This window comes from Bradyrhizobium semiaridum (assembly GCF_020329505.1).
Classification (GTDB): domain Bacteria; phylum Pseudomonadota; class Alphaproteobacteria; order Rhizobiales; family Xanthobacteraceae; genus Bradyrhizobium; species Bradyrhizobium semiaridum.
Genome location: NZ_JAGKJJ010000036.1, coordinates 1 through 24,908, shown reverse-complemented (window position 1 = coordinate 24,908; position 24,908 = coordinate 1). Strand labels below are relative to the sequence as shown.

Sequence of the window (24,908 nt, the reverse complement as noted above, 5' to 3'; positions counted from 1 at the left end):
TTTCCGGATCATGCTCTAATGCCCGCAAGCGTTGCCGGCCCCGAGATTGAACGCCTGATCCAGCTCCTGGCGCGTTTGCCCGGGCTTGGGCCGCGCTCGGCGCGGCGCGCGGCGCTGCACCTGATCAAGAAGCGCGAAGCGCTGATGACGCCCCTGACCGCGGCGCTGCAGGTGGCGATCGACAAGATCCAGGTCTGCAAGACCTGCGGCAACATCGATACACATAATCCCTGCACGGTATGCACCGATCCACGCCGCGATCCCTCGATCATTGTCGTGGTCGCCGATGTTGCCGATCTCTGGGCGCTGGAACGCGCCAACGCGACCAATGGCCGCTATCACGTGCTGGGCGCGACGCTGTCGCCGCTCGACGGCGTCGGCCCGCAGGACCTCACCATCGATCAGTTGGTGGCACGCGCGCATGCGCCTGAGGTCAGCGAGATCATCCTGGCGCTCAATGCCACCGTCGACGGCCAGACCACGGCGCATTACATCACCGACCTGTTATCGGAAGCCAATGTGCGGGTGACGCGGCTGGCGCATGGCGTCCCGGTCGGCGGCGAGCTTGATTATCTCGACGAAGGTACGCTATCGGCTGCGATGCGGCAGCGGACGCTATTCTAGCGCCAAAGGTTCAAAAGGCCGGACGCGGCGATGCCCGTTGGGCATCTGAAGAGGCCGCGCTGAAACAATGTGATAGGGTGGATGACGATTCGGGGACGGTCATTCACGCTGCTCGCGAATCAAATACGGATTCACTCGACATGACGACATACCGATTCGGCGTCCGCCTGAGCTTTGCGCTTCTGGCGGTAACTCTGGCGTCCCCCTGCGCGATAGCGCAGCAGGCCGACGTGCCGCAGAAGCCCGGCAAGCCGATCCATGCCGGCGACGTGCTGTCGGGGGAACTCAGCGCCCTGCGGGTGCGTGCCGGCAAGCAGGGCAAGCGGGTCGCGACCTACCAGATCACCAGCGAGCCGCGCCGCCTGCCGGCGCCGAACGGCCTCTGCAACCTCGAGACCGGTCCCGAGACCTTCCAGCTCGTCACCACCAGCGACGCGCAGACCACGCAGCTCAAGCGGCTCGTCGGCAAGGAAATCTCGGTGAAGATCGACGAGGTCGCCTGCGCCCAGGACGCCGGCCAGGTCAGCGAAGCCATCGTCACAAAGTGGAGCGTGGTGACGAAGTAGGCTCGCGCCCCAATTCCGCTGTCATCGCCCATGAGCGGCACCAAACGTTCAGCGTCGTCCTGGCGAAAGCCAGGACCCATTATCCCAACTGCTTGGTGTTGCGCGACGCTGGGGCCACTATCCCGCTCTCAATCAGATTCGGTGGTTATGGGTCCTGGCTTTCGCCAGGACGACGGGGAGGCTTACCGCAATTCCATCATCGTCACCCTGAGCTAAACCCGCACCGGCCCGAGCTCGTCGAAATGCCCCCGCCGTTGCAGCCAGGCGAGCAGCAGCAGGCTCGGGATCGCGACCAGCACGCAGATCACAAAGAACGCCGACCAGCCGACATACTGCGCCACATAGCCGGCACCCGATGACAGATAGGTGCGGCCGACCGCGGCGAGCGCGGTGAGCAGCGCGTACTGGGTCGCGGTGTGCAGCGGATTGCGGCACAGCGCCGAGAGATAGGCGACGAAGATCACGGTGCCGATCGCGCTGGTGAAGTTCTCCGCGGTGATCGCGAGCGCCAGCGCCCATTGATTGACGCCGACATGGGCGAGCCAGGAGAAGGAGAGATTGGCCAGCGCCTGCAGCACGCCGCCGATCCAGAGGCTGGTCGCGAGGGGGTAGCGCCGCGCCACGAAGCCGCCGGCAAAGCCGCCGATCAGCGTCGCGGCGAGGCCGACGCCCTTCACGATCGCGGCGTAGTCGACCTTGGAGAAGCCGATGTCGATCACGAACGGCGCGGTCATGGTGCCGGAGAACGCGTCGGTGAACTTGAACAGCACCACGAAGGCCAACGCGGCGAAGGCGTCCTTGCGGGTCAGGAACTCGGAGAACGCGCCGAGCGCGGCGTGGAACACGCGTTGCGCCGCATTCTGGGCATGGGTGGCGGCTTCGGCGTCCCGCGATTGCGCCGGCTCGGTGGCGGCAAGGGCGGTGACGACGCCGATCAGGATCATCGCCGCCATCACCACATAGCCCCACATCCACGCCGATGGACGCGCAAGGCCCGACGATTCGAAGCCGCTGACGATGAACAATGCGCCCGCGGTCGAGACCAGCATGCCGACGCGATAGGCCGCGACATAGGATGCCATGCCGGCGGCCTGCTCGCTCTCGGGCAGGCTCTCGACGCGGAACGCGTCGACCACGATGTCCTGCGTCGACGACGTCGTCGCCACCAGCAGCGCGGCAAAGGCAGCGAACCATGGCGAGCCCGCCGGATCGGCCATCGCCAGCACCAGGATCGCGGCGATCAGCAGCAGCTGCGAGAACAGCAGCCAGCCGCGGCGGCGCCCGAACATCTGGGTGAACAGCGGCACATGCAGCGCATCGACCAGCGGCGCCCACAGGAACTTGAGCGTGTAGGGCGTTCCGATCAGCGCCAGCAGCCCGATGGTGCCGAGATCGACGCCGGATTCCTTCATCCACACCTGCAACGTCGAGCCCGACAGCGCCAGTGGCAGGCCAGAGGAGAAACCGAGCAGCAGCACGATCAGCACCCGCGGCTGCAGGTACACAGCAAGGCTGTCGCGCCAGGAGGTGGGCTTCGGTGCCATCTTTGCAGATACGTCCGACGTCGCTTCAGGTGCGGTCATGCCTCCTGTTAGCAGATTCGAGCGACGCTGCCTCCGCTCCCTCTCCCCGCTCTTTCGCGGGGAGAGGTGGGGGTGAGGGGCTGCTTGAGCGAATTCGGACGGGGTCGCATGCGGAGGCTTCCCCTCACCCGAAATTCGCGCGATGCGCGAATTTCGACTTCTCCCCGCGCGCGGGCGAGGTGACTCCGTGGCTACTCCCCCGCCTGCAGCTTGCGCGGGGCGGGGAACAGTTCTTGTGTTGCGCCCTTGACAAAGCGGGGGACTTCGATCGGAGCTTCGGACTTGCTGAAGTCGAGCTCCTCGATGCGGCCGGCGCGCTTTTCGATCTTGTCGGCGGAGATCAGGATCTGCCTGACGTCCTCGTTGACCTGGCCGAAATGGGTTTGCAGCTTGAGCACGCGCTCGCGCAGGCGGCCGAGGTCGTCGCCGAGATGCATCACCTCGTTGCGGATCTGGTCGGCGGCGTCGCGGATGCGGGCATCCTTCAGGATCTGCTGCATCACCTGGATCGCCAGCATCAAGAGCGAGGGCGACACCAGCACGACGCGGGCACGGTAAGCCTTCTGCACCACGTCGTCGAACCCGTCATGGATCTCGGCATAGACCGATTCCGACGGCACGAACATCAGCGCGGTGTCCTGGGTCTCGCCCGGGATCAAATATTTCTCCGCGATGTCGCTGACATGCTTGAGCACATCGGCGCGCAGCCGCTGGCTGGCGAATTTGCGCTCGTCGTCGCTGCGCGCGTCGTGCAGCGCGGTCATCGCCTCCAGCGGAAACTTCGCGTCGATGCAGAGCGGGCGCTGGTCCGGCAGGAACACCACGCAGTCCGGCCGCTTGCCCGTGCTCAGCGTGTGCTGGAACTCGTAGGAGCCCTGCGGCAGGCCATCCTGGACGATCGCCTCCATCCGCGCCTGGCCGAACGCGCCGCGCGACTGCTTGTTGGCGAGCACATCGCGCAACGTCGTGACCTGGGTGGTGAGCTCGTTCAGGTTCTTGTGGGCGTGATCGATGATCCCGAGCCGCTCGTGCAGCACGCGCAGCGAGTCCATGGTGTTGCGGGTCGATTGTTCCATCGATTGGCCGACCCGGTGGGTGACCGAATCCAGCCGCTCGTTGACGGCGCGCGCCATCTCGGCCTGGCGGCCGGCGAGCGCCTGCGCCATCGCGTCGACCCGCCCGGAGGATTCGCTCTGGGCGCGCAGCACGGCGGCGAGCCGCTCTTCCAGCTCGTCGGCGCGGATGGTCTGGGCCATCGCCAGTTCCGCGCCGTGCCGGCTTGCCCGCACGATGACGATCGCGATGGTGAGCAGCAGGATCAGCGCCAGCATGCCAAGGCCGATTAACGCGTCGGAGACGCGGACCGGCAGGTCGCCGATGGTGAGGAGAATCTCGTTCATGCCGGCCGTTGTACCCCGATTCGCGGCCGGCTGCGAACGAAGAGGGAACATTTATGCCTAATCGATCGTTAAATTTCGTGGTTAACGGCGTGTGAAGAAACGTGGTTAACGCCCGCTTGACCGGTTCCGGGGCGCATTGACCCCATCAAGTCAGCGGCTTAAATCGCCGCCATGGCATTAAGAGAAATCATCATCCTGCCGGACAAGCAGTTGCGGCTGGTGTCGAAACCGATCGAGAAGGTGACGCCGGAAATCCGCAAGCTGGCCGACGACATGCTGGAGACCATGTACGACGCGCCCGGCATCGGGCTCGCGGCGATCCAAGTCGCTGAGCCGCTGCGGCTGATCACCATGGACCTCGCCAAGCGTGACGAGAACGGCGAAACGCAGGCGAAGCCGCGCGTCTTCATCAATCCGGAGATCGTGGCGCGGTCCGAGGAACTGTCGGTCTACGAGGAAGGTTGCCTCTCGATTCCCGAATATTACGAGGAGGTCGAGCGCCCGGCGCGGGTGCGCGTGCGCTTCCTCGATCTCGACGGCAAGCTGCACGAGGAAGACGCGGAGGGGCTCTACGCCACCTGCATCCAGCACGAGATCGACCATCTCAACGGCGTGCTGTTCGTGGACTATTTGTCGAAGCTGAAGCGCGACCGCGTCTTCAAGAAATTCGAGAAGGCCGCCAAGCGCGCGGCAGAGTAGCGCCATGCCGCTTCGTCTTGTTTTCATGGGCACGCCCGATTTTGCGGTGCCGACGCTGCTGGAACTCGTGGCCCACGGTCACGAGGTGGTGGCGGTCTACACCCGCGCGCCGAAGCCCGCCGGTCGGCGCGGGCTGCAGTTGCAGCCGACCCCGGTCGAGCGGGAGGCGCGGCGGCTCGGCATTCCCGTGCTGACGCCGAAGACGCTGAAGACGGCCGAGGCGCTCGAGGAGTTCCGCGCGCATGACGCGGACGCGGCGGTCGTCGTCGCCTACGGCATGATCCTGCCGCAGGCCATTCTCGATGCGCCAAAACTCGGCTGCTTCAACCTGCACGCCTCGCTGCTGCCGCGCTGGCGCGGCGCCGCGCCGATCAACCGCGCCATCATGGCCGGCGATGCCGAGAGCGGCGTCATGGTGATGAAGATGGACGTCGGCCTCGACACCGGCGACGTCGCGATGGCCGAGCGGCTGGCGATCTCCGACAGCATGACGGCATCCGACCTGCACGACGCGTTGGCGCCGCTCGGCGCCGCTCTGATGGTGCGCGCGATGGCCGGGCTCGAGCGCGGCAGCTTGCTACTCACGAAGCAGAGCGAGGACGGCGTCACCTACGCCGCCAAGATCGAGAAGGCCGAGGCGCGGATCGACTGGTCCAGGCCGGCGCATGCGGTGCTGCGGTATATCCACGGGCTGTCGCCGTTCCCGGGCGCCTGGTGCGAACTGGCCGGCGAGGGCGAGCCAGTGCGGCTGAAGATTTTGCGCTGCGAGCTCGCCAAGGGGTCGGGCGCGCCCGGCGACGTGCTCGACGACAATCTGGCGATCGCCTGCGGCGACGGCGCGATCCGGATTCGCGAATTGCAGCGCGCCGGCAAGGCGCCGATGAAGGCCGCCGACTTCCTGCGCGGCACGCCGCTGAAGCCGCCTGCGCGGCTCGCCTGATGCCCCGCTACAAGCTCACCATCGAATATGACGGCACGCCGTTCTCCGGCTGGCAGATCCAGGACACCGCGCCGACCGTGCAGGGCACGCTGGAAGCCGCGGTCAAGGCGATCTGCGGCGAGGATGTGCGGGTCCATGGCGCGGGGCGTACCGACGCCGGCGTTCATGCGCGCGGCCAGGTCGCGCATTGCGACATCGCCAAATCGTTTCCGCGCGGGCGCCTGCGCGACGGGCTGAACGCGCATTTGCGCCCGCATCCGATCGCCGTGCTTGCAGCCGAGATCGTGCCTGACGATTTCGAGGCGCGCTTCTCGGCGATCAAGCGGCATTATCTCTATCGGATCGTCAACACCCGCGCCAACCTTGCGCTCGACATCGGCCGAGTTTGGCGGGTGCCGCGCGCACTCGATGCCGGCGCGATGCACGCGGCCGCGCAACGGCTGCTCGGCAAGCACGACTTCACGACCTTCCGCGACACCGAGTGCCAGGCCAAGTCGCCGGAGAAGACGCTCGACCAGCTCGACGTCACGCGCGAGGGCGACGCCATCAACATCGTCACATCGGCGCGCTCGTTCCTGCACAGCCAGGTGCGCTCGATGGTCGGGTCGCTGGTCTGGGTCGGCGAGGGCCGCTGGAGCGCCGACGACCTCGCCGCCGCGCTCAAAGCCCGCAACCGCGCCGCCTGCGGTCCAGTCGCGCCGCCGGAGGGGCTATATCTGGTGCGTGTAGACTATCAGTAACCCCAATACTTACTGTGCATGGGGTTGTTTTCGGGGTTTTCACCTCGCCCCGCTTGCGGGGAGAGGTCGGAACGTCAGATGCGTTCCGGGTGAGGGGGAGCCTTCGCGAGTTCGACTGCCGCCTTATACGCGGAAGCAGCCCCTCACCCTGACCCTCTCCCCGTAAAGAACGGGGAAAGGGGAGCAGGCACTAAGCAAAATACCGGTCGAGGATGCCGCGATAGATCCGCGTCAGCTTCTCCAGGTCGGACACCGGGGTCCGCTCGTCGACCTGGTGCATGGTTTGGCCGACCAGGCCGAACTCGATCACCGGGCAATGACTGAAGATGAAGCGCGCATCCGAGGTGCCGCCTGATGTCGAGAGCTCCGGCTTGCGGCCGGTGACCTCCTCGATCGCCGACACCGCGAGGTCGGTGAACGGGCCGGGCTTGGTGACGAACACGTTGGAGTTCGACGGCGCCCATTCGATGCGGGCGCGGATGCGGTTGCCGCAAGCTTTCGCGAGCCGCTCGTCGACCAGCCGGCGCAGGCTCTCCTGGCTGTGGTTGTCGTTGTAGCGGATGTTGAATTTCGCCCGCGCCTGGCCGGGGATCACGTTGCTTGCGGCGTTGCCGACATCGACCGTGGTGAATTCGAGATTGCTGGCCTGGAACTGGGCGCTGCCGTGATCGAGCGGCTCGTCGCTCAGTGCCACGATCAGCCGCGAGATATCGGGCACCGGGTTCGAGGCGCGATGCGGATAGGCGACATGGCCCTGCACGCCGTCCACAATGAGCGTGCCGGATTGCGAGCCGCGCCGGCCGATCTTGATCATGTCGCCGAGCACCTCGACATTGGAGGGCTCGCCGAGCACGCAATGGTCGAACTTCTCGCCGCGCTCGGCGCACCATTTCAGCAACTTGACGGTGCCGTTGATCGAGACGTCCTCCTCGTCGCCGGTGATCAGGAACGAGATCGAGCCCCCGCCGTCTTCGCGCGGCCTGCCGCCATGGTCCTTGAGATATTGCAGCACCGCGGCGACGCTGCAGGCGATGCCGCCCTTCATGTCGACCGCGCCGCGGCCGTAGAGATAGCCGTCCTTCACCTCGCCGGAGAATGCGCCGACCGACCACGCGGCCTCATCGCCGGGCGGCACCACGTCGGTGTGGCCGGCGAAGGTGATGTGCGGCGCGGCGCTGCCGATCCGGGCATAGAGATTGTCGATGTCGGCGGTGCCGGGCTCCGAGAAGGTGACGCGATGGACCTCGAAGCCGGCTTGCTTCAGCAGGGCTTCGAGAACGCCGAGCGCGCCGGCATCGGCGGGCGTGACGGACGGGCAGCGGACGAGATCGCGGGTAATCGAAACGGCATCACTCATGCCTCCCGCTTAACACGCCACACCGGCAGTGGACCAGCTTCGTGCGGCACGATTTCGAGCTCGCTCTGCTGATCCCAGCCCTGCGTGGCGCGCGGCCTGTTGTCGCGGTTGTCACGCGGTCTTGCCTGGACTTGCTTCAGCGGATTGGCGCCGTAGCGATTGGGATAGCGGGTGCCGCACACTCGTGCAGCTGCGTAGCCCGGATTGCGCTGCGCTCCATCCGGCTTACGGCTTCCCGTTCAGCCGCTGCAGGAAGCCGGTCAGATCGTCGGTGACGTGGTCGACATGGGCGGCGTCGCGGCCTTCCAGCTCCCAGGTCTCGCGCACCACCTCCTGGCTGCCGTCGGGGACGACCAGCACGGTGGTCATGCCGAGCTCGTGCGGCACCACGAGATTGCGCGCAAGATCCTCGAACATCGCGGAACGCTTGGGGTCGACGCCGTGGAGCTTGAGGAATTTCTGGTAGGTCTGCGGCGCCGGCTTCGGCTCGAGCTCGGCGGCGATGATGTCGAACACGCCCTCGAAATGGTGGCCGATGCCGAGCCGGCCGAGCACCGCATCGACATGGTCGACCGAACCGTTGGTCAGGATCAGCTTGCGTCCCGGCAGCCGCTCGATCGCAGCACCCATCGCCGGATTGGGCTGCAGCGGCGAGTGGTCGATCCTGTGCACATAGGCGAGATAGTCGTCGGCCTGCACGCCGTGCTCGGTCATCATGCCGCGCATCGTGGTGCCGTAGCGCAGGTAATAGTCCTTCTGCAGCACCCGCGCCTCCTCGGGCGAGATCTTCAGCCAGTTGCTGACGAACTCGCCGATCCGTGCGTCGACCTGCTGCCACAGATTGACGTGATGCGGATACAGCGTGTTGTCGAGGTCGAACACCCAGGTGTCGACATGGTTGAAAGCGCGGGGAGTTTTCATGATTGTCCTCCATCCGTCGGCGCAAGCCTTGCCCAGCCCTCCGCCGTCGTCCTGGCGAAAGCCAGGACCCATACCGCGGAATCCACCAATAGGGCATGGTGCTCGTTGTTCTTCGCCAAACGCAATCCTGTGGTTATGGGTCCTGGCCTTCGCCAGGACGACATGGATATTGCTGGCACCACTGTGGCCATCACGGCATCGCAAAGCGCAGCGTCTTGCCGCCGGTGGTCATGTCGACGGTGGTAAAGCCGGTTGCGGCGAGGCCGCGGCTGGCGCAGTCGCCCTGCTCGTTGACCTCGAACTTGCTCTCGCGAGTGCAGAGCTGCACCGCGCCGCCCCAGTTCAGCGGTCTGTCCTTGATGCGGATGGTGCGGTTGTCGCTGTCGACCGCCTCGGCGAAGGAATAGATCTGCTTCGGCGTGCCTGAAACATCGGGATGCAGGCACTTGCCGGGATCGATGCGATACCAGCCGCGGCTGGTCACCACCTTGCCATCGTCAATCGCGACCGCCGCCATCACCTTGTGCGGCGTGTCGTTGCACCAGGTCAGCCCGGATGGTGACGGCTTCTGCACGGCGTCGACCATTGTGGTGAAGAAGGTCGGCGACTGCACGATGTCGCTGCTCAGCCCGCGGCTCTTCAGGAACGCCGACAGCGCAGCCTGCGTCTTCGGCCCGTCGACGCCGTCGATCGGCGCCGCGTCGTAGCCCGCGATGACCAGCAGGCGCTGGATGCCGGCGAGCCGCGCCTGTTCGTCGTCGTACTCGCTGTCCTCAGCAAGATAGGCGACGAGATTGCCGTCGTCGGTCCGGGTCGGCGTGATCTGGGTGAATTGCGCGGGCGTCTGGCCGGAGCGGCACTGGCGTGCGGCGGCGATCACGAAATTGTCCTGCGCGACGCAGAGCGTGTCGGTGCCGTTCTGCGGGATCGGCGAGGCGCCGTAGACGCCGAGCGCGCGGGCATTGAGCAGCAGGCGGTCGGCAGTGAGCGCGCCCTGCACCAGGACGCGGCAGGTCGCGGGATCGATTCGGAACCAGCCGCGCGTCGCGGTCGCTGCCTTGTCGTCGATGCCGATCGCGGCCTCGATCACATAGCTCATGCGGTTGCAGAGCTTGAGGTCGGCATGCGCCGGCGCCGACGAGAACAGGAACGAGGCGGCGGCGGCGGGCAGCGCCATCATGAGCCGCGCGGGCGGCGACCGGCGCGGCCGCCTAGCCGTGAGCCAGGCGACGATGGTCTTCAATCGCGCTGCCGCGCCTGCCATCACTTGTGGATCAGCGTGCCGGTGCCCTGGTTGGTGAAGAGCTCGAGCAGCACCGCGTGCGGCGTCTTGCCGTCGATGATCACGACGCCCTGCACGCCCTGTTCGAGCGCGTAGATGCAGGTCTCGACCTTCGGGATCATGCCGCCGGCGATGGTGCCGTCGGCGATCAGCTTGCGGGCGTCCTTGATCGACAGGTCCGGGATCAGCTTCTTCGACTTGTCGAGCACGCCGGGCACGTCGGTCAAGAGCAGCAGGCGCTTGGCCTTCAGCGCGCCCGCCACCGCGCCGGCGAAGGTGTCGGCGTTGACGTTCAGCGTCTGGCCGTCCTGCGAGGTTGCCAGCGGCGCCAGCACCGGGATCAGCTCGTAGCCGATCAGCTGGTTCAGCAGCGTGAGGTCGACCTTCTCGGGGTCGCCGACGAAGCCGAGATCGACCGCCTTCTCGATGTTGGAGTCGGGATCGACCATGGTGCGCGTCGTCCTCGACGCTTTCACCATGTTGCCGTCCTTGCCCGACAGGCCCACGGCCTTGCCGCCCGCCTCGTTGATGTAGCCGACCAGCTGCTTGTTGACCGAACCTGCCAGCACCATCTCGACGATCTCGATGGTCGCGGCGTCGGTGATGCGCAGGCCCGCGGCGAATTCCGACTGGATGCCGAGCCGCTTCAGCATGGTCGCGATCTGCGGCCCGCCGCCGTGCACGACCACCGGATTGATCGCGGTCTGCTCCAGCAACACGATGTCGCGGGCGAACGCCTTCGCGGTGTCCTCTGCGCCCATGGCATGGCCGCCATATTTGATGACGATGGTCTCTTCGTCATATTCTTGCATGTGCGGCAGCGCTTCCGACAGGATGCGGGCCTGATCGAGCGGGCTGATGTGGTCGGTCATGGGGCGGGTCTCGTCGTCAGCGGAGGGATCGGCGCGGTTCTAGCTGATTGCCGGGCAGGGCGCAAAGCGGGAGAGGTATTTGCAGATTTCAGTAGCCCGGATGGAGCGGAGCGAAATCCGGGGCTGTCCCCGCGGCAAGATCCCGGATTGCGCTTCGCTCCATCCGGGCTATGGCTCTCACTTTCTCCCACAGGGGAAGAAGGGAAGGAAGGATCAGCGCTGCCTCGGCCACATCGCGGCGACGGCGAGCAGCACCCAGCTTGCGATCAGCAGCGTTCCGCCGGCCGGAGCGGCCATCGGAAACAAGCCGTGGCCGGCATATTGGCGCAGCACGAGGTCGCCGGCGAACAATGACGTGGCGATGACAAAGCCGGACGCCGCCACGATCCCGATCGTCGCATGAACGATCGCGCGGTCCGCAACCGCAGCCGTCGCGATCGCCGCACAGGCATGAAACAGCAGCATCGAGGAGGCCGCTGCCAGCCGCGAAGCGTCGGGCAGATGGGCCGCGGCGGCCGCCAGCATCACGCCGCACGCGCCCATGATCGCGGCGAGGACGATCAGGAGGCGAGGGACGCCGCTCATCGGCGCCGCTCCTCGATCAGGCGCACCATCGCGGCGCGCAGCTCGGGCATGCCGCCGCCGGTGCGGGACGAGGTCACCAGCACCTCGGGGAACGCCGCGGGATGCTTTGCCAACGCCGCCGTGGTGTCGGCGATCATGGTTTTCAGTTCGGCGGGTTCGACCTGGTCGGCCTTGGTCAGCACGACCTGATAGCTGACCGCTGACTTGTCGAGCGTCTTCAGCACGTCGAGATCGACGTCCTTGATGCCGTGGCGGGCATCGATCAGGACATAGACCCGCGCCAGCGTGGCGCGACCGAGCAGGAATTTGTGGATCAGCTCGGTCCAGGACGCGACCTTGGACTTCGCCGCCGCGGCGTAGCCGTAGCCGGGCATGTCGACGAGGCGGAAGCCGGCGCTCGCAGGTCCTTCGAAGAAGATCAGCTCCTGGGTCCGGCCGGGCGTGTGCGAGGTGCGTGCCAGGTTGTTGCGGCCGGTCAGCGCGTTGATCAGGCTCGACTTGCCGACATTGGACCGGCCGGCAAAGGCGACCTCGAGCCCCGACATCGGCGGCAGCGTCGCGATCGAGGGCGAGGCCCAGATGAAGCGCCAGTCGCCGGCGAACAGCTTTCGCCCCTGCTCGATCAGCGCCGCGTCCGGTTCGGTGCTCATGTGAAGACGTCCATCAAGGGGCCGGCCGGCCCATCCGTCATTGCGAGCGAAGCGAAGCAATCCATGTCTCGGCGCGGCGAAAGATGGATTGCTTCGTCGCTCCACTCCTCGCAATGACGCGATTGGAGCTACGTTGCCTTAGTCTCGGTCTTCACGCTTTTTTTTTGAAATGTCGACTTGAGATTGTCGAACAGTTCCACCTTCACGCCGTTGAGGCGCATGATGTAGCTCTGCTGCAGCACCGACAGCAGGTTGTTCCAGGCCCAGTAGATCACAAGACCTGCCGGGAAGCCCGCCAGCATGAAGGTGAAGATCAGCGGCATCCAGTCGAAGATCATCTTCTGGGTCGGATCCGGCGGCGCCGGATTGAGCTTCATCTGCACCCACATCGTGACGCCCATGATCAGGGGCCAGACGCCGAGCCACAGATAGTGGCCGAACACCGGAATCTGCGTCGGATCGAAGTGCAGCAGGCCGAACAGGTTGAACAGATTGGTCGGATCGGGCGCCGAGAGGTCCTTGATCCAGCCGAAGAACGGCGCGTGCCGCATCTCGATGGTGACGAACAGCACCTTGTAGAGCGAGAAGAAGACGGGAATCTGCAGCGCGACGGGAAGACAACCGGCGATCGGGTTGATCTTCTCCTTCTTGTAGATCTCCATCATCTCCTGCTGCTGCTTCACGCGGTCGTCGGGATAGCGCTCCTTCAGCGCCTGCAGCTGCGGCTGCACCGACTTCATCTTCGCCATCGAAGCGTAGGACTTGTTGGCGAGCGGGAAGAACAGCAGCTTCACGATCACGGTCACGAGCAGGATCGAGACGCCGAAATTGCCGAACAGGCGGAAGAACCAGTCGAGCGCCAGGAACATCGGCTTGGTGATGAAGTAGAACCAGCCCCAGTCGATCAAGAGGTCGAAATGGTTCAGCCCGAGCTGCTTGTTGTAGCCGCCGAAGCCGACCAGCGGGAAGTTGATGCCGACGACGCTGGCTTCCTTGGCGCCGGCGAACAGCCGCGCATTGGTGCTGATGGTGCCGCCGATCGGCAGCGTCTGCGCATCCTGCAGATAATCGGTCTGGTAGTTGTGATTGTTGCCGACCGCGTTCGACCGGTAGGTCACGTGCAGCTTGGCACTGGTGTCGGGCAATAGCGCCGACGCCCAATACTTGTCGGTCATGCCCATCCAGCCGTTGGTGACGTCGAAGGTCACCGCCTTGGTCTCGTCGATTTTCTTGTAGGCGTATTCCTGCAGGCCCTGGTCGCCGAGATAGCCGATCAGGCCTTCATGCAGGATGTAGTAGCCGGAGACCTGGGGCGTGCCGTGGCGCGAGATCAGCGCGAACGGATAGAGGGTGACGGGCGCGCTGCCGAGATTGCTGACCTCGTCCTTGATGGTGAACAGATAGCGCTCGTCGACCGCGATGGTGCGGCGGAAGGTGAGTCCTTCGCCATTGTCGTATTTCAGCGTGATCGGTGTCGTCGGCGTCAGGCTGCCGGAGCCCTCCTGCTGCCACACCGTGTTCTGGTCGGGAATCTTCGTCGTCGTGCCGCTCGCGGGCACCCAGCCGAACTCGGCGTAGTAGGGAGAAGCGGTCTGCGACGGCGCGAACAGCACGATCGGCGGCGATGCCGGATCGACCGTCTCACGGTACTGGACCAGCGCGATGTCGTCGATGCGCGCGCCCTTCAGGGCGATGCTGCCAGCGAGGCGCGGGGTCTCGATCTTGATGCGCGGGCCGGCCTCGAGCGCGGCTTCGCGGCTGATGACCGGTCCGGCGCCGGCCGGCTGTGCGGGAGAGGGCGTGCCGCTGGCCGACGGGGTCGGCGCCGTGGAGCCCGGAGCCGCCTGGCCCGGGGCCGGCGCCGGCTGCGGCGCCGCCTTCTGCAGCTCCGCCTGACGCTGCTGCTCGGCGCGCTGCTTCTCCATCTGCGGCATGTTGTAAAAATATTGCCAGGCGATCAGGACGAGGCCGGACAGGATGACGGCAATGATGGTGTTGCGGTTGTCGGACATCTCTTAAGGTCTCGTCATTCCGTTCGGATTACGCGCCCTGGTTACGCGCTTTGGGCGCAGGCCGGTCGAGCCGGCGCAGCGCCGACCGCAGGTCGTCAAGCATGGTCGCAAAATCGCGCGTCAGCGCATCACGGCGGCCGACTAGCACATAATCATGATGTGGGCGCATCGATACCTCGTCGATGCGCTTCACCACTTCGCGGAGCCGGCGGCGGATGCGGTTGCGCTCGGTCGCGGTTCCATTCTTCTTGGTGACGGTGAAGCCGATGCGGACCGGGCCCTCATCGTCGCGGCGGCGGCCCTGCAGCACAAAGCCGGCGGTATTCGCCCGCGCGCCATTGGCAACGGCGAGGAAGTCCGCCCGCTGCCTTAGCCGATCCATAAAGAATCTCCTGAAGAGGAGACGTCCGGGCTCAGGCGCTTAGGCGCTTGCGGCCACGCGCACGGCGCGCAGCGAGAACCTTGCGGCCGCCGGCCGTGGCGAGACGGGCGCGGAAGCCGTGACGGCGCTTGCGCACCAGTTTGCTGGGTTGATAAGTCCGCTTCACGGGTAAGTCTCCGCTGACCGGGCAATTTGCCAGGATTAAGATACGTCCATTGAGATGAAGTCCGGTGATGCTGGCGGGCTCAATGCAGGCCGTTTGCGGCCCCAAACGAGCCGCCCCCGGTCAAGAACCGGGCCATCGCGGACAGTTGGCGCGGCTTATAAGGGAGTGCCCAGTTTTCGTCAATCTCGGAGGCCGCCGCCAACGGGCTTCTTTGAAACGTCGCAATTCGGGCGAATATATCTGTTTTCACGGTGTTTTTGACGGTGAGGGGGCGCTTGGCGGCGCTCCGGGGAACCGCCGACATTAGCGATCCGTAATTTGACCGGCTTGGGGGCCGGGCCGCATCTTCCAGCCCCGGAGCCAAACAAGGCCTTATCTTTTGGCTGAAACTGACGATCAGGCTGCATTGCAGAAGCCTCGGCCCAAGCCGTCTGTCCGGCTGGGACTGTCGGGCAAGCTTTTGCTGCTGACCATTCCCCTGGCGATGATCGCCGGGATGCTGATCTATATCCCTGCGATCGCCAACTTCCGCGTCAACCGCCTGAACGACCGGCTCGCCGCCGCCAATACCGCGGCGCTGGTGCTGGACGCTGCGCCCTCCGGGATGGTGCCGGATTCGCTGGCGCGGCAGATCCTGTCCAGCATCGGGGCGCGCGCGGTCGCCATCAAGCTCGGACAACAGCGCCGCCTGCTCGCCAGCGCCGACCTGCCGGCCGCGATCGACCATGACATCGACATGCGGACCATGACGGTGTGGTCGGCGATCGTCGATTCCTTCGAGATGATGCTGGAGCGCGGCGATCAGACCATCCGCGTGGTCGGAGCAGCACCAGGCCAGGCGCAGTTCATTGAGGTGGTGATCGACGAGAAGCCGCTGCGCCAGGCGATGTATCGCTTCTCGCGCAACGTCCTCGTGGTGGCGCTGCTGATCGCCGGCCTGACCTCGGGTCTGGTCTATCTCGCGCTGCATTATTTGTTCGTCCGTCCGATGCGGCGGCTGACCGCGAGTCTGATCGGCTTCCACGAAAATCCCGAGAGCTCGGCGCGGATCATCGTGCCGAGCCAGCGCGGCGACGAGATCGGCGTGGCCGAGCGCGAGCTGTCGGACATGCAGCGCGATCTGGTCTCGATGCTGCATCAGAAGAGCCGGCTCGCCGCGCTGGGCCTTGCCGTCTCGAAGATCAACCACGATTTGCGCAACCTGCTGGCATCCTCGCAACTGCTGTCGGATCAGCTCGCCAGCGTGCCCGATCCGCGGGTGCAGCGCTTTGCGCCAAAGCTGCTGCGCTCGCTGGAGCGCGCCATCGCCTTCTGCCAGTCGACATTGTCGTACGGCCGCGCCCAGGAGGCGGCACCCGACCGGCGCATGATCCTGGTCGAGCCGGCGGTCGCCGAGGTACGCGAATCGGCCGGGCTCGCCACCGATGCCTCGATCACCTGGATCAGCGCGATCGAGCGTGGGCTGACGATCGATGCCGATCCCGACCAGCTGTTCCGCGTGCTGCTCAATTTGGTGCGCAACGCCGCGCAGGCGCTGGAGAGCCGGACCACGGGCGACGGCGGGGCGCAGCAGATCCGCATCACCGGCCGCCGCGAGGGAACGGTTGCGATCATCGAGGTCTCCGACACCGGCCCCGGCGTGCCGGCCAAGGCGCGCGAGCATCTGTTCGAGGCGTTCCAGACCTCGGGCCGCCCCGGCGGCAGCGGCCTTGGCCTTGCCATCGCCGCCGAGCTGATCCGCGCCCATGGCGGCAACATCCATCTGGTCGAGGGCACCATCGGCGCCACCTTCCGGATTTCGATTCCGGACCGCCCGGTGGAACTGCTGTCGATCCGCAGCGAGCGGGCGCGGGCGTAGGCCGGTCTCATTCCCGCATCGGGAATCCCGAGATCCGGGCTCGTCGCTGGCGCGAAGCCCCCGGAACGACGAAAAATCGGGGCTCTCCCCGTCAAATCGCCGTTCCAAACATGCCAGCCAGACCTTGCCAACCGGACCGGGAGCCTGTAGCTAGAGCGCTCTTTCGCGATGGTTCGGGCCTCCCGGATCCCCGCGGGCTTCGAACCCTGCCGCGAAAATGCGCCCGTAGCTCAGCTGGATAGAGCATCAGACTACGAATCTGAGGGTCGGACGTTCGAATCGTTCCGGGCGCGCCATTCCGCTGAATCCACGATTTCCGCGATGCGCTATGCCGTGTCGGCGAACATCCCTCTCGCGTCAGCCTCACGCCGGCACGCAGGTCAACCTGACCGTGTCCTCGCCGATGCGATCGTTGGCGACCAGGCGGAGCGGCGGGCGGGGGCTGGTGAAGAACGGCTTGCCGCGGCCGAGCACGAAGGGACGGACGTAGAGTTGATACTCATCGATCAGGCCAAGGTCGCTGAGACTTCCCGCAAGGTCCGGTCCGCCGACGTCGATCTCGCCCGCGTGCTCGGCCTTCAGCCTGCGGATCAACGCCTCGATGTCGTCAGCGACGAGCGTGGCGTTGGGGCCGACCGACTTCAGCGATCGCGAGACGACCCATTTCGGCTGGCTGCGCCACGCCGCCGCGAACTCATGTTGCTCCGGCGTCCACTCGGGATGGTCGTCGTCCCAATAACGCATCAGCTCATACAAGCGGCGGCCGTACACGCTGCCGGTCAGGCCGCGCACCTGCTCGATGAAGTGACGAAACAGCAGGGGACCCGGCGGCGCATATGCGTCATGGTCGACATAGCCGTCCAGTGACACGTTCATTCCGAACACGATCTTCGCCATGCTGCAAAACCTCCATCCCGGGGTTTTCAGACTAGCTTGAGCAGCCACTCCGCGTAAGGGAAGTCGGATGCGACCGGCGCGCCGTGGCGCGGAGATCGGCCAGATCGATCTGGGCAACGAAGTGCAGCGGCTCGCCACTCCCGTCTCTCGGCCACGACGCCGCGCCCAGCCGCGGCGCACCACCGAGCCAGCTCCGCGCGGTTGGCCAATTCCCGTTCGGCCGACGGGGGCAACGCGACAGGAGGATGGTAGGCAGATGGCGCATGACCGGACCAATCGGGGGTCTTTGCGCATGGTGCCTGCGGCTCGTTAAGATCCGCCCACGAAGCTCGGTTAGCCATGCCCTAAAGGGACATGTCAAAATCCGCCGATGTCGGCGGTGGTCGGCGCCGGCGAGCAAATTCGGCGTGCGCGCAGAACCTGCGCGGCATGGACGGCGACCAACAGCTCGGGGTAGCGTGCGATCGCGCCGCACCGTCGGCGCGTCCGGGAGTAAAATGATGTCGAACAGGACCGTGCTCGGCTACCTCGTCGGCAGCGCCGTGATCCTCGCTGCGCTTGGCGCGTCGGTGCACGCGCAGACGCCGTCGAGCTGCAAGGAGCCGCCATCGGGCAGCAAGCGCGTTCCGCTGCTGTGGCCGCCGCAGGCCGGCGTGGTCACGGGGACGCGACGGGTGAAGTTGTATTCCGCGCCGAACCTGCACTGTCCGGTCAGCGGGGTCTTCCTTGTCCCAAAGGATGAACTCGTCGCGTATGCGCAAACCCGCGATGGCTGGTCGTCCGTGATGTACCTCAACGCCAAGACCGGCAAGGATGTCTCGGGCTGGGTCAGGTCGGCGCGGCTGAAGCTCACCGGCACGGTCAGTCCGAAACAATAGCGAGCCACGCGATCCACCTTGCCCGCCGGACCACTTGCCGCATTAACCTCCACAAGTTGAATTTCTTGACGGCTCCCGGCTCAAGATAGAGGGTTGCGAGCACGCAAGACGGCGGATCGGGTGCGCGGCTTCCGATCCTGTTGCGGGACTACGATGACCGCTCAGCGCACCACATGGTGAGCCATGAGGCGGTCATCGATACTTCGAGATTATTGATACTGGGCGTCTGGCGACGCCGTTGCGATTGGGCACGACATCACGTGGCGAAGCATGCTGAACTCAAGGCTTCATACCGTTCCCCAGGCTACACATCCGCGTGACGCGGGATCGCGTCCGCCAATCCCCGTGCGCTAGATGCAGCAGGCCGGACCACGAGCGCAGGTCGCTGCGCCGGCCCCGCGCAAGGGCGCCGTCAGGGCGATGGCGTCAGCCGATGTGCCGGCGGTCGCCCGCCTGTTCCTCAAGGTCTTCAGGGGCGTCGACCGGCCGGCGAGCGAGGACCTTGAAGCATATCTGCGGGCGCTGACCCTCGGCTCTCCCTCCCACAGCGAAACGGTTGGCACGCAAGTCTATGAGCAGCAGGACGGGCGTATCCGCAGTGCGCTGCTTGCGGTGCCGATGCGCTTCGTCGCCTGCGGCAATATCGTGCCGGGGCGGCTGCTCGGCGTCTTCATGACCGACGCCAACAAGGAGGCGGCCGGCGCCGCGCAGCTGATCCTTGCCCTGCGGCCGCGGCGTGCGGACTTTGCCTTCTGCGACAGCGCGTCGCCGACCAGCGCGAGCCACCTTCTGGCGATCGGCGGCCGGCCGATCCCCGTTCAGAACCTCGAATGGTCGCGCAGCTTCCGTCCGATGGGAGCCTTCGCGGCGCGCGTTGGTGAGCGGGTGCTGCGCCGCAGGGATCCTGGTCTTGCAACGCTCGTGCGGCCTGTCGACATGCTGCTCCGGCGCTGGCGCGGCGGCGCTGACGCCGAGCAGGCCGGTGCGGCGAAGGCGACGGAAATGTCCATCCCGGATTTTCTCGTGCACGCGCCACGGCTCATCGCGCACTATGCGGTGCGGCCGCTGTGGCCGGAGGATGAGCTCGCCTGGCTGGTGTCGCTGGCGGCGCAGAACACCAGGCTCGGCGCATTCACGATCCGCGCGGTGGAGGATCGCACCGGCGCGATCGTCGGCGCCTTCGTCTACTACGCCGCGCCGGGGCGGACCGCGCATGTCCTCAACATCCTGTCGCTTCCCGGCCAGGAGATCGCCGTGCTCGATGCGATGTTCCGGCATCTCGAAAGCTCCGGCCATGTCGAGGCCCGCGGCCGTGCGCAGCCAGCGCTAATGATGGGACTGGCGCTGCAGCGCTGGCTGGTGTTCCGGCACAGGGCGTTCGCGATGGCGCTGACGCGGCTGCCGGATGTCGGCGAAGCTGTCGCGCGCGGCGACGTCTATGTCGGCGGGCTGGCGGGCGAGGACTGGAGCCGGCTGATGAACGATTTCCACTGAGGCGGGCGGCACGATGGCGGTATCGGTCATTCTCAAGACGCTCAATGAGGAGGCGAGGATCGGCGCTGCGATCGAGAGCGTGCTGACGGCGCTCGAGGGAATCGGCGGCGAGATCATCGTGGCCGACGGCGGCTCGCGCGATCGCACGCTTGCGGTCGCGGCCAACTATCCGGTCCGCGTCGTTCAGCTCGTTCCCGCGATCCCGCCGAGTTGCGGCATCGGCCCGCAACTCGGCTTCCAGTATAGCCGCCAGCCGTTCGTCTGCCTGATGGACGGCGACATGCTGCTCGATCCCGCCTTTCTGCCGGACGCGCTTGCCTACCTCGCGGCAAATCCCGGCGCGGCCGGCGTGACCGGCCATGTCGTGGAGATGAACGACACCAGCCTGGAATATGTCCGCCGCGGCCGCAGGGTCTCGCCGGAGAACCGCACCGGCGCGATCGATCGCATGAACGGCGGCGGCCTCTACCGGCGCGAGGCGATCGAGCAGGTCGGATATCTGTCGGACCGCAATCTGCACGGCTATGAGGAGTTCGATCTTGGCGTGAGATTGCGCGCGCGGGGCTGGACGCTGCATCGTCTCGACCGCAGCTTCGTCCGTCATTTCGGGCACGCGGTGAATGCCTATGCGCTGCTGGTCCGGCGCTGGAAGTCGGGCTATTTGCGCGGGATCGGGGAATTGCTGCGCGCGGCGTTCGGCAAGCCGCAATGGAAGCAACTGGTGCAGGAGTTGCCCGAGCTGAAGCTATGGGCCGCGGTCTATCTGTGGCTGGCCGCGATGGTCGTGCTGCCGTTCCTGACCACGCCGCCGGCTCTCGGACTTGCGATCGATGCCGCGCTGATCGCCGGCATCGTCGCATTGATGAGCGTCCGCCAGCGCAGCCTGTCGCTCGGCCTCTACGCCGTCGTCGCCTGGCTGTTCCACGCTGCGGCGCTACCGCTCGGCTTCTTCCAGGGCCGCAAGGCTCCGGCGGCCTGGATCGACAGCCGCGTCGTCCAGGACATTTCCTGACGGCGCGGCGGTTGCCGTCGCAAATTGTGCTGCATCCCGGCGGCTGCGGCGCGACAGCCGCAGCAGCACCAGCCAGGTGGAAATGACGAGCAGTACCTCGATTGCATAGAGCGCAACGAACGTGCCGATCGGGGCGGCGAGCCACGTCGCGGCTGCGATCAGGCCGCTGCCGACGAGATTGATGCTGTTGAGGATCAGGGCGCGCGCGCCTTGCCGGCCCGATGCGCCCAGCAAGTCGATCGCAACGCCCCAGGCGCCGATCAGGATGACGGTGCCCGACAGGCAGCGCACGAAGAACGGCAGGTCATGGTACTCGCGCCCGAACAGCAGCGGCAGCTCGGGCGCGAGCGCGAACACGGCAAGGAACGTCGCGACGCCGAGGCCGAGCGCCGCGACCAGGGCGCGCTTTGCCGCCGGCAGCGCCAGATGCAGGCCGTCATGGCTGGCGCGCGCGAAGCGCGGATAGATCAGCCGGTTGAAGGCGTCGATCGAAAGATAGCTGCTGTCCATGATGCGCCGCGCCACGCCGTAGCTGCCGACGGTTTCGATCGGCGTGAACAGGCCGATCACGAACAGGTCGACATTGGAGCGGAGCGCGCGGACGACGAATTGCGAGCTGAACAGGATGCCGGGACGCAGCTCCGCGCGCAGGATCGCAAGCTGCGGCCGGCCGAGCGGCCGCAGCCACGCCAGCGCCACCAGCGCATAGAGCAGGTGGCCGCAGAACTGCCAGACCGCCCATTCCGCGAGGCTCGATGCCTTGAACGCGAAGCAGGCCAGCGCTGCGGTGGCGGTGCGCGCGAGAGCAAAGCCGATCACGGAGCGGCTTGCGGCGCGCACCTCGCCGAGACCGAGGAATACGGTTTCGACGAGAAGGATCAGGCGGATCAGCACGATGTTGCTGAACAGCAGCAGCGCCACGGTCGAGACGGCGATGGCCGGGTCGGACGCCGTGCGCGTCCAGAACTCCATCGCGGCGACGCCGCCGAGCACAAGCACGATGCCCGAGAGGCCGATCAGGAGCAGATTGTGGCCGAGCAGGGGGGCGTACCTCGCCCGATCACGCGCGACGCCGCGCAGCAGGCAATCCGAACCGCCGAGGCCGCAGATCTGTGCCGCGATTGCGGTTGCCGCCGATATCTGCACGAACAGGCCGAACTCGGCAGGCCCGAGGGCGCGCGCGAGGATCGCAAACGTCACGAGCTGGGCGATGCTCGCCGCCGCCAGCGATCCGCTCGACAGTAGATAGCTGACGACCATCGGCGTGGCCGTCGAGATCGTCCGGCTGACGGCTTGCACGTACAGCATTGCGTTACAGCCCTTCGTTGCGCGCCGCCGGCACCGACGGTTCGGCGCCAGGCTCATTCGATGTTGCGGGCGGAACGGCGACCCCGCTCCGCCCGGGTCGTGCAGGCAACGTCCGTGCGCAGGTTCAGCACGCAGGGTCAATCAGAGTTTCAATTAAAGGTTGATTTTAATGTCCGATAAATACGCTGCCAGGCATCAGCTTTGATGGGGATATCAGGGCAAACGCACCCATCACGCAATTTGATAGTAAGGTTAACATTAATACCTAACGCTAAAAGCTACTTAAAGTTGTCTGCGGAAACGGGAGGGAGATAGTGGGCCCGGACGGGCACAAGTTGAAATTGAACTGACATGTACACAGCAGCCGACAACAGCAGGACGCAGCGCACCGATGCCGTCCCGTATCGGGTGGTGAGCGGGACTGGCTCGATGCCGGGAGCCGCAATCAGCGCCATGCAGGTCGCCGGCTGGCTGCTTCGCGGCTGGCGGTGGATCGTCGCCGCGGTTCTCGCCGGCGCAATCGCAGGCGTCGGCATCACTCAACTGATGACACCGAAGTTCACGGCGATCACCGAGCTGACAATCCCGCCAACGAACCTGGTGGTGACCCCGAACGATCTCTACACGGCGAACTTCCAGAGCGACAGCCAGATCCTGGACATCGAGAGCAAGATGCGGACGATCACGTCCGGAAACGTCCTGCGGCGCGTGATCGACAAGCTCGGCCTGATCGGCGATCCGGAATTTGCGGACAAGCCGCGCTTGCTCGATCTCGGCTGGCTGTTCGACCGTCCGTCGGCGGCGGCGCAACGCAACGCGCTGATGAGTGCGCTGGCCAAGCGCATCACCGTCACGCGGCAGGAGCGGTCCTATGTCGTGACGCTGTCGGTCTGGGCGAGCGAGCCTGCGATCTCGGCGCGGCTTGCCAATGCCATCGCCGAGACGTTCCGCGAGGAAATCGTGCGCGCCGATGCCGAGCGCGCCGGGCGTGCCGCGCAGGGGCTCGCCGCGCGGCTCGGCGAGCTCAAGGCCGCCGCGACCGAGGCCGCCGACCGCACCGAGGAATTTCGCCGCGCTAATGGCCTGCAACAGGGACCGTCCGGCCAGCCGCTCAGCTCCGAGGCGATGGAGCGGATGAACGGCAAGCTGACCGATGCGAGAGCGCGTCTCGCCGAGGCCGAGGCGCGCTACAATGAAGTCTCGCGCGCGGTTTCGCTCTACGGCGTGCAGGGTGGCGCGGTGCAGTCGCAGACGCTGTCGGGCCTGCTCGCCGACGAGGCCGCCTTGCGCCGCCAGATCGCCACGCTGTCGCAGACGCTGGGGCCGCGGCATCCCGCCATGCTCAACGCGATGGCCGAGTCCGAGGCGCTCGGCAAGGCGATCAAGGCGGAGACCGAGCGGCTGCGCCGTGCCGCGCGCCTCGACGTCGATCAGGCCAGGGTGGCGCTCGACACGCTGAACCAGGAGACGCGCGCGCTGCGCGGCAGCGTGTCGGTCGACGACCAGGCCCAGGTGAAACTGCGCGAACTGGAGCGCGAGGCGGGCGCCAGGACCGCGCTCTACCAGACCGTTCTGAAGCGGGCCGGCGAGGCCGCCGAGCGCCAGCAGATCGACGCCACCGACGTGCGGGTGATCTCCCCGGCCGTCGCGCCGCTGCGCGCGACCTGGCCGCCGCGTCCGCTCATCGCCGCAGCGGCGGGCGCGTTGCTCGGCCTGCTGCTCTGCGCCGGCTTCCTCGCCGGTGCCGGCTATCTCGGCGCGTTGCGGCTCGCCAGGAGCAAGGCGGCATGATGCCGGCCGACGATATCCGCGAGGGCGGAGCGATCGGCGTGCTGGGGCCGCCGCTGTTCGTGGCGACGCTGCTGTTCTACTTGATCACGCTGACGCCGTTCATCGACCTGTCGGGCGCCGACGCGGGAGACCCGGCCGCCGACCGTTCGAACACGATCAACCAGATCGTGTTCCTCGGATTGACGGCGAGCCTCTGGCTGACCGCGTTCTCCTCGCCGGCTCGCCATCTTGCGGTGCGGCCACGCAGCCTCCTGATCGTGACACTGCTCTGGTTTGCGATCGTCTCGGCCGTGTCGGCGCATCCCGACCTCGCGCTCAAGCGAGTCGTGCTGGCCGCGCTGACGATCGTCAATGCCGGCATCTTCCTGCTGCTGCCGCGTTCGGAACGGCAGTTCGCCGGTATGCTCACGATGTGCTGTCTCGGCGCGCTGCTGCTGGCCTATATCGGCATCGCCCTGCTGCCGCAGCTTGCGATCCACCAGGCCAGCGAGACCCGCGAGCCGATGAATGCCGGGCTCTGGCGCGGTCATTTCGCGCACAAGAATGTTGCCGCCGCCGCCATGGTGGTGATCAGCTTCGTCGGGCTCTATCTCTACGCCACCGGCCGCCGCATCGCCGGCGCGGTGATCACGCTGCTCGCGGTCGTGTTCCTTCCGCAGACCGGCGGCAAATCCTCCACCGCGGCGCTGCCCGGCATTCTCGCCATCGCCTGGATCTTCGAGCGATGGCCGGCGATCCGGATCCCGCTGGTCTTTCTCGGGCTCGCCACCTTCAACATCGTCACGATCGGCTGCTCAATCTCGCCGGCGATGCGCGAGCTGGTTGCCCTGGTCGGGGTCGATCCGACCTTCACCAACCGCATCGACATCTGGCGGGTCGGGGCCGCCGCCG

25 protein-coding genes and 1 tRNA gene are annotated in these 24,908 nt (G+C 66.3%); 12 read left to right on the top strand and 14 right to left on the bottom strand.

Annotation, left to right across the window (positions count from 1 at the left end; genetic code table 11):
• Positions 1-18: 18 nt before the first annotated feature.
• Positions 19-624, top strand: coding sequence for a recombination mediator RecR (recR, locus tag J6500_RS28150; RefSeq protein WP_225715960.1), 606 nt, complete (start codon positions 19-21; stop codon positions 622-624).
• A 140-nt stretch (positions 625-764) separates the two neighbouring features.
• Entirely contained in the window at positions 765-1,190 is a 426-nt protein-coding gene (locus tag J6500_RS28145; RefSeq protein WP_225715959.1) for a hypothetical protein, read from the top strand.
• A gap of 212 nt (positions 1,191-1,402) precedes the next feature.
• On the opposite strand, the gene J6500_RS28140 is transcribed toward J6500_RS28145, so the two are convergent.
• Both J6500_RS28140 and J6500_RS28135 read right to left on the bottom strand, forming a co-directional pair.
• Positions 1,403-2,773 carry an AmpG family muropeptide MFS transporter gene (locus tag J6500_RS28140; RefSeq protein ID WP_225715958.1) on the bottom strand — a complete coding sequence of 457 codons (1,371 nt, stop codon included), beginning with the start codon at positions 2,771-2,773 and terminating at the stop codon, positions 1,403-1,405.
• 191 nt (positions 2,774-2,964) lie between these two features.
• On the bottom strand, positions 2,965-4,173 hold the full coding sequence (locus J6500_RS28135; RefSeq protein ID WP_225715957.1) for a DNA recombination protein RmuC: 1,209 nt from the start codon (positions 4,171-4,173) through the stop codon (positions 2,965-2,967).
• Positions 4,174-4,344: 171 nt separating this feature from the next.
• Here J6500_RS28135 and def point away from each other — a divergent pair, with 171 nt between their 5' ends.
• The 3 genes from def to truA are packed head-to-tail and all read left to right on the top strand — an operon-like array spanning position 4,345 to position 6,552.
• Positions 4,345-4,872, top strand: a complete 528-nt coding sequence (def, locus tag J6500_RS28130; RefSeq protein WP_225715956.1) for a peptide deformylase — start codon at positions 4,345-4,347, stop codon at positions 4,870-4,872.
• A gap of 4 nt (positions 4,873-4,876) precedes the next feature.
• The gene (gene fmt, locus J6500_RS28125) at positions 4,877-5,812 is read left to right on the top strand and encodes a methionyl-tRNA formyltransferase (protein ID WP_225715955.1); all 936 of its coding nucleotides are present in this window, start codon (positions 4,877-4,879) and stop codon (positions 5,810-5,812) included.
• Entirely contained in the window at positions 5,812-6,552 is a 741-nt protein-coding gene (gene truA / locus J6500_RS28120) for a tRNA pseudouridine(38-40) synthase TruA (RefSeq protein WP_225715954.1), read from the top strand. Before fmt ends, truA begins: the two co-directional genes overlap by 1 nt.
• A 190-nt stretch (positions 6,553-6,742) precedes the next feature.
• Here truA and dapE read toward each other — a convergent pair whose 3' ends face one another.
• The 9 genes from dapE to rpmH all read right to left on the bottom strand — a co-directional run bounded on the left by dapE (position 6,743) and on the right by rpmH (position 14,779).
• Positions 6,743-7,909 (bottom strand): succinyl-diaminopimelate desuccinylase, encoded by a 1,167-nt coding sequence (dapE, locus tag J6500_RS28115; protein WP_225715953.1) that lies wholly within the window; start codon positions 7,907-7,909, stop codon positions 6,743-6,745.
• Positions 7,910-8,134: 225 nt separating this feature from the next.
• A complete protein-coding gene (locus J6500_RS28110; protein WP_249781704.1) occupies positions 8,135-8,830 on the bottom strand; it encodes a pyrimidine 5'-nucleotidase in 696 nt (231 codons plus the stop codon).
• 190 nt (positions 8,831-9,020) lie between these two features.
• Positions 9,021-10,007 carry a DUF1036 domain-containing protein gene (locus J6500_RS28105; protein ID WP_312018247.1) on the bottom strand — a complete coding sequence of 329 codons (987 nt, stop codon included), beginning with the start codon at positions 10,005-10,007 and terminating at the stop codon, positions 9,021-9,023.
• Positions 10,008-10,093: 86 nt separating this feature from the next.
• Positions 10,094-10,984, bottom strand: coding sequence for an acetylglutamate kinase (argB, locus tag J6500_RS28100; protein WP_225715951.1), 891 nt, complete (start codon positions 10,982-10,984; stop codon positions 10,094-10,096).
• A 213-nt stretch (positions 10,985-11,197) separates the two neighbouring features.
• Entirely contained in the window at positions 11,198-11,569 is a 372-nt protein-coding gene (locus tag J6500_RS28095) for a DUF423 domain-containing protein (protein WP_225715950.1), read from the bottom strand.
• Positions 11,566-12,219, bottom strand: coding sequence for a ribosome biogenesis GTP-binding protein YihA/YsxC (gene yihA, locus J6500_RS28090; protein WP_225715949.1), 654 nt, complete (start codon positions 12,217-12,219; stop codon positions 11,566-11,568). The genes J6500_RS28095 and yihA overlap by 4 nt, the downstream gene beginning before the upstream one ends.
• A gap of 128 nt (positions 12,220-12,347) precedes the next feature.
• Complete coding sequence (yidC, locus tag J6500_RS28085) at positions 12,348-14,231, bottom strand: membrane protein insertase YidC (RefSeq protein ID WP_225715948.1); 1,884 nt, start codon at positions 14,229-14,231, stop codon at positions 12,348-12,350.
• Between the two features lie 28 nt (positions 14,232-14,259).
• Positions 14,260-14,613 carry a ribonuclease P protein component gene (rnpA, locus tag J6500_RS28080; protein ID WP_225715947.1) on the bottom strand — a complete coding sequence of 118 codons (354 nt, stop codon included), beginning with the start codon at positions 14,611-14,613 and terminating at the stop codon, positions 14,260-14,262.
• Between the two features lie 31 nt (positions 14,614-14,644).
• Entirely contained in the window at positions 14,645-14,779 is a 135-nt protein-coding gene (gene rpmH, locus J6500_RS28075) for a 50S ribosomal protein L34 (RefSeq protein ID WP_008542748.1), read from the bottom strand.
• Positions 14,780-15,158: 379 nt separating this feature from the next.
• On the opposite strand from rpmH, the gene J6500_RS28070 reads away from it, so the two are divergent.
• Positions 15,159-16,637 carry a sensor histidine kinase gene (locus tag J6500_RS28070; RefSeq protein ID WP_225715946.1) on the top strand — a complete coding sequence of 493 codons (1,479 nt, stop codon included), beginning with the start codon at positions 15,159-15,161 and terminating at the stop codon, positions 16,635-16,637.
• Positions 16,638-16,856: 219 nt separating this feature from the next.
• A tRNA-Arg gene (locus J6500_RS28065) sits at positions 16,857-16,933 on the top strand.
• A 67-nt stretch (positions 16,934-17,000) separates the two neighbouring features.
• On the opposite strand, the gene J6500_RS28060 is transcribed toward J6500_RS28065, so the two are convergent.
• On the bottom strand, positions 17,001-17,534 hold the full coding sequence (locus J6500_RS28060) for a dihydrofolate reductase family protein (protein ID WP_225715945.1): 534 nt from the start codon (positions 17,532-17,534) through the stop codon (positions 17,001-17,003).
• 31 nt (positions 17,535-17,565) lie between these two features.
• On the bottom strand, positions 17,566-17,799 hold the full coding sequence (locus tag J6500_RS32255) for a DUF1963 domain-containing protein (protein ID WP_225715944.1): 234 nt from the start codon (positions 17,797-17,799) through the stop codon (positions 17,566-17,568).
• A 235-nt stretch (positions 17,800-18,034) separates the two neighbouring features.
• Here J6500_RS32255 and J6500_RS28050 point away from each other — a divergent pair, with 235 nt between their 5' ends.
• The 3 genes from J6500_RS28050 to J6500_RS28040 all read left to right on the top strand — a co-directional run bounded on the left by J6500_RS28050 (position 18,035) and on the right by J6500_RS28040 (position 20,918).
• The gene (locus J6500_RS28050) at positions 18,035-18,412 is read left to right on the top strand and encodes a hypothetical protein (protein WP_225715943.1); all 378 of its coding nucleotides are present in this window, start codon (positions 18,035-18,037) and stop codon (positions 18,410-18,412) included.
• A 420-nt stretch (positions 18,413-18,832) separates the two neighbouring features.
• Positions 18,833-19,906 carry a GNAT family N-acetyltransferase gene (locus tag J6500_RS28045; RefSeq protein ID WP_225715942.1) on the top strand — a complete coding sequence of 358 codons (1,074 nt, stop codon included), beginning with the start codon at positions 18,833-18,835 and terminating at the stop codon, positions 19,904-19,906.
• A 13-nt stretch (positions 19,907-19,919) separates the two neighbouring features.
• The gene (locus tag J6500_RS28040; protein WP_225715941.1) at positions 19,920-20,918 is read left to right on the top strand and encodes a glycosyltransferase family 2 protein; all 999 of its coding nucleotides are present in this window, start codon (positions 19,920-19,922) and stop codon (positions 20,916-20,918) included.
• Here J6500_RS28040 and J6500_RS28035 read toward each other — a convergent pair.
• Positions 20,841-22,226 carry a lipopolysaccharide biosynthesis protein gene (locus J6500_RS28035; RefSeq protein WP_225715940.1) on the bottom strand — a complete coding sequence of 462 codons (1,386 nt, stop codon included), beginning with the start codon at positions 22,224-22,226 and terminating at the stop codon, positions 20,841-20,843. The genes J6500_RS28040 and J6500_RS28035 overlap by 78 nt on opposite strands.
• A 429-nt stretch (positions 22,227-22,655) precedes the next feature.
• Between J6500_RS28035 and J6500_RS28030 the strand changes: the two genes are divergently transcribed.
• The gene (locus J6500_RS28030; RefSeq protein ID WP_225715939.1) at positions 22,656-24,017 is read left to right on the top strand and encodes a GumC family protein; all 1,362 of its coding nucleotides are present in this window, start codon (positions 22,656-22,658) and stop codon (positions 24,015-24,017) included.
• Positions 24,014-24,908, top strand: an 895-nt coding sequence (locus tag J6500_RS28025; protein WP_225715938.1) for an O-antigen ligase family protein, incomplete at its 3' end; no start/stop codon positions are given. The genes J6500_RS28030 and J6500_RS28025, both read left to right, overlap by 4 nt.

What these genes read in the sequence shown, in the direction of transcription:
- fmt (WP_225715955.1), top strand. Translation starts at nt 4,877, where the DNA reads ATGCCGCTTCGTCTTGTTTTCATGGGCACGCCCGATTTTGCGGTGCCG.
- rnpA (WP_225715947.1), bottom strand. Translation starts at nt 14,613, where the DNA reads ATGGATCGGCTAAGGCAGCGGGCGGACTTCCTCGCCGTTGCCAATGGC.
- J6500_RS28135 (WP_225715957.1), bottom strand. Translation starts at nt 4,173, where the DNA reads ATGAACGAGATTCTCCTCACCATCGGCGACCTGCCGGTCCGCGTCTCC.
- yihA (WP_225715949.1), bottom strand. Translation starts at nt 12,219, where the DNA reads ATGAGCACCGAACCGGACGCGGCGCTGATCGAGCAGGGGCGAAAGCTG.
- J6500_RS28050 (WP_225715943.1), top strand. Translation starts at nt 18,035, where the DNA reads ATGTCGAACAGGACCGTGCTCGGCTACCTCGTCGGCAGCGCCGTGATC.
- J6500_RS28105 (WP_312018247.1), bottom strand. Translation starts at nt 10,007, where the DNA reads ATGGCGCTGCCCGCCGCCGCCGCCTCGTTCCTGTTCTCGTCGGCGCCG.
- J6500_RS32255 (WP_225715944.1), bottom strand. Translation starts at nt 17,799, where the DNA reads ATGCGCCATCTGCCTACCATCCTCCTGTCGCGTTGCCCCCGTCGGCCG.
- J6500_RS28060 (WP_225715945.1), bottom strand. Translation starts at nt 17,534, where the DNA reads ATGGCGAAGATCGTGTTCGGAATGAACGTGTCACTGGACGGCTATGTC.
- recR (WP_225715960.1), top strand. Translation starts at nt 19, where the DNA reads ATGCCCGCAAGCGTTGCCGGCCCCGAGATTGAACGCCTGATCCAGCTC.
- J6500_RS28110 (WP_249781704.1), bottom strand. Translation starts at nt 8,830, where the DNA reads ATGAAAACTCCCCGCGCTTTCAACCATGTCGACACCTGGGTGTTCGAC.
- J6500_RS28035 (WP_225715940.1), bottom strand. Translation starts at nt 22,226, where the DNA reads ATGCTGTACGTGCAAGCCGTCAGCCGGACGATCTCGACGGCCACGCCG.
- J6500_RS28145 (WP_225715959.1), top strand. Translation starts at nt 765, where the DNA reads ATGACGACATACCGATTCGGCGTCCGCCTGAGCTTTGCGCTTCTGGCG.
- def (WP_225715956.1), top strand. Translation starts at nt 4,345, where the DNA reads ATGGCATTAAGAGAAATCATCATCCTGCCGGACAAGCAGTTGCGGCTG.
- J6500_RS28045 (WP_225715942.1), top strand. Translation starts at nt 18,833, where the DNA reads ATGGCGTCAGCCGATGTGCCGGCGGTCGCCCGCCTGTTCCTCAAGGTC.
- J6500_RS28040 (WP_225715941.1), top strand. Translation starts at nt 19,920, where the DNA reads ATGGCGGTATCGGTCATTCTCAAGACGCTCAATGAGGAGGCGAGGATC.
- J6500_RS28030 (WP_225715939.1), top strand. Translation starts at nt 22,656, where the DNA reads ATGCCGGGAGCCGCAATCAGCGCCATGCAGGTCGCCGGCTGGCTGCTT.
- argB (WP_225715951.1), bottom strand. Translation starts at nt 10,984, where the DNA reads ATGACCGACCACATCAGCCCGCTCGATCAGGCCCGCATCCTGTCGGAA.
- dapE (WP_225715953.1), bottom strand. Translation starts at nt 7,909, where the DNA reads ATGAGTGATGCCGTTTCGATTACCCGCGATCTCGTCCGCTGCCCGTCC.
- truA (WP_225715954.1), top strand. Translation starts at nt 5,812, where the DNA reads ATGCCCCGCTACAAGCTCACCATCGAATATGACGGCACGCCGTTCTCC.
- J6500_RS28095 (WP_225715950.1), bottom strand. Translation starts at nt 11,569, where the DNA reads ATGAGCGGCGTCCCTCGCCTCCTGATCGTCCTCGCCGCGATCATGGGC.
- yidC (WP_225715948.1), bottom strand. Translation starts at nt 14,231, where the DNA reads ATGTCCGACAACCGCAACACCATCATTGCCGTCATCCTGTCCGGCCTC.
- J6500_RS28140 (WP_225715958.1), bottom strand. Translation starts at nt 2,773, where the DNA reads ATGACCGCACCTGAAGCGACGTCGGACGTATCTGCAAAGATGGCACCG.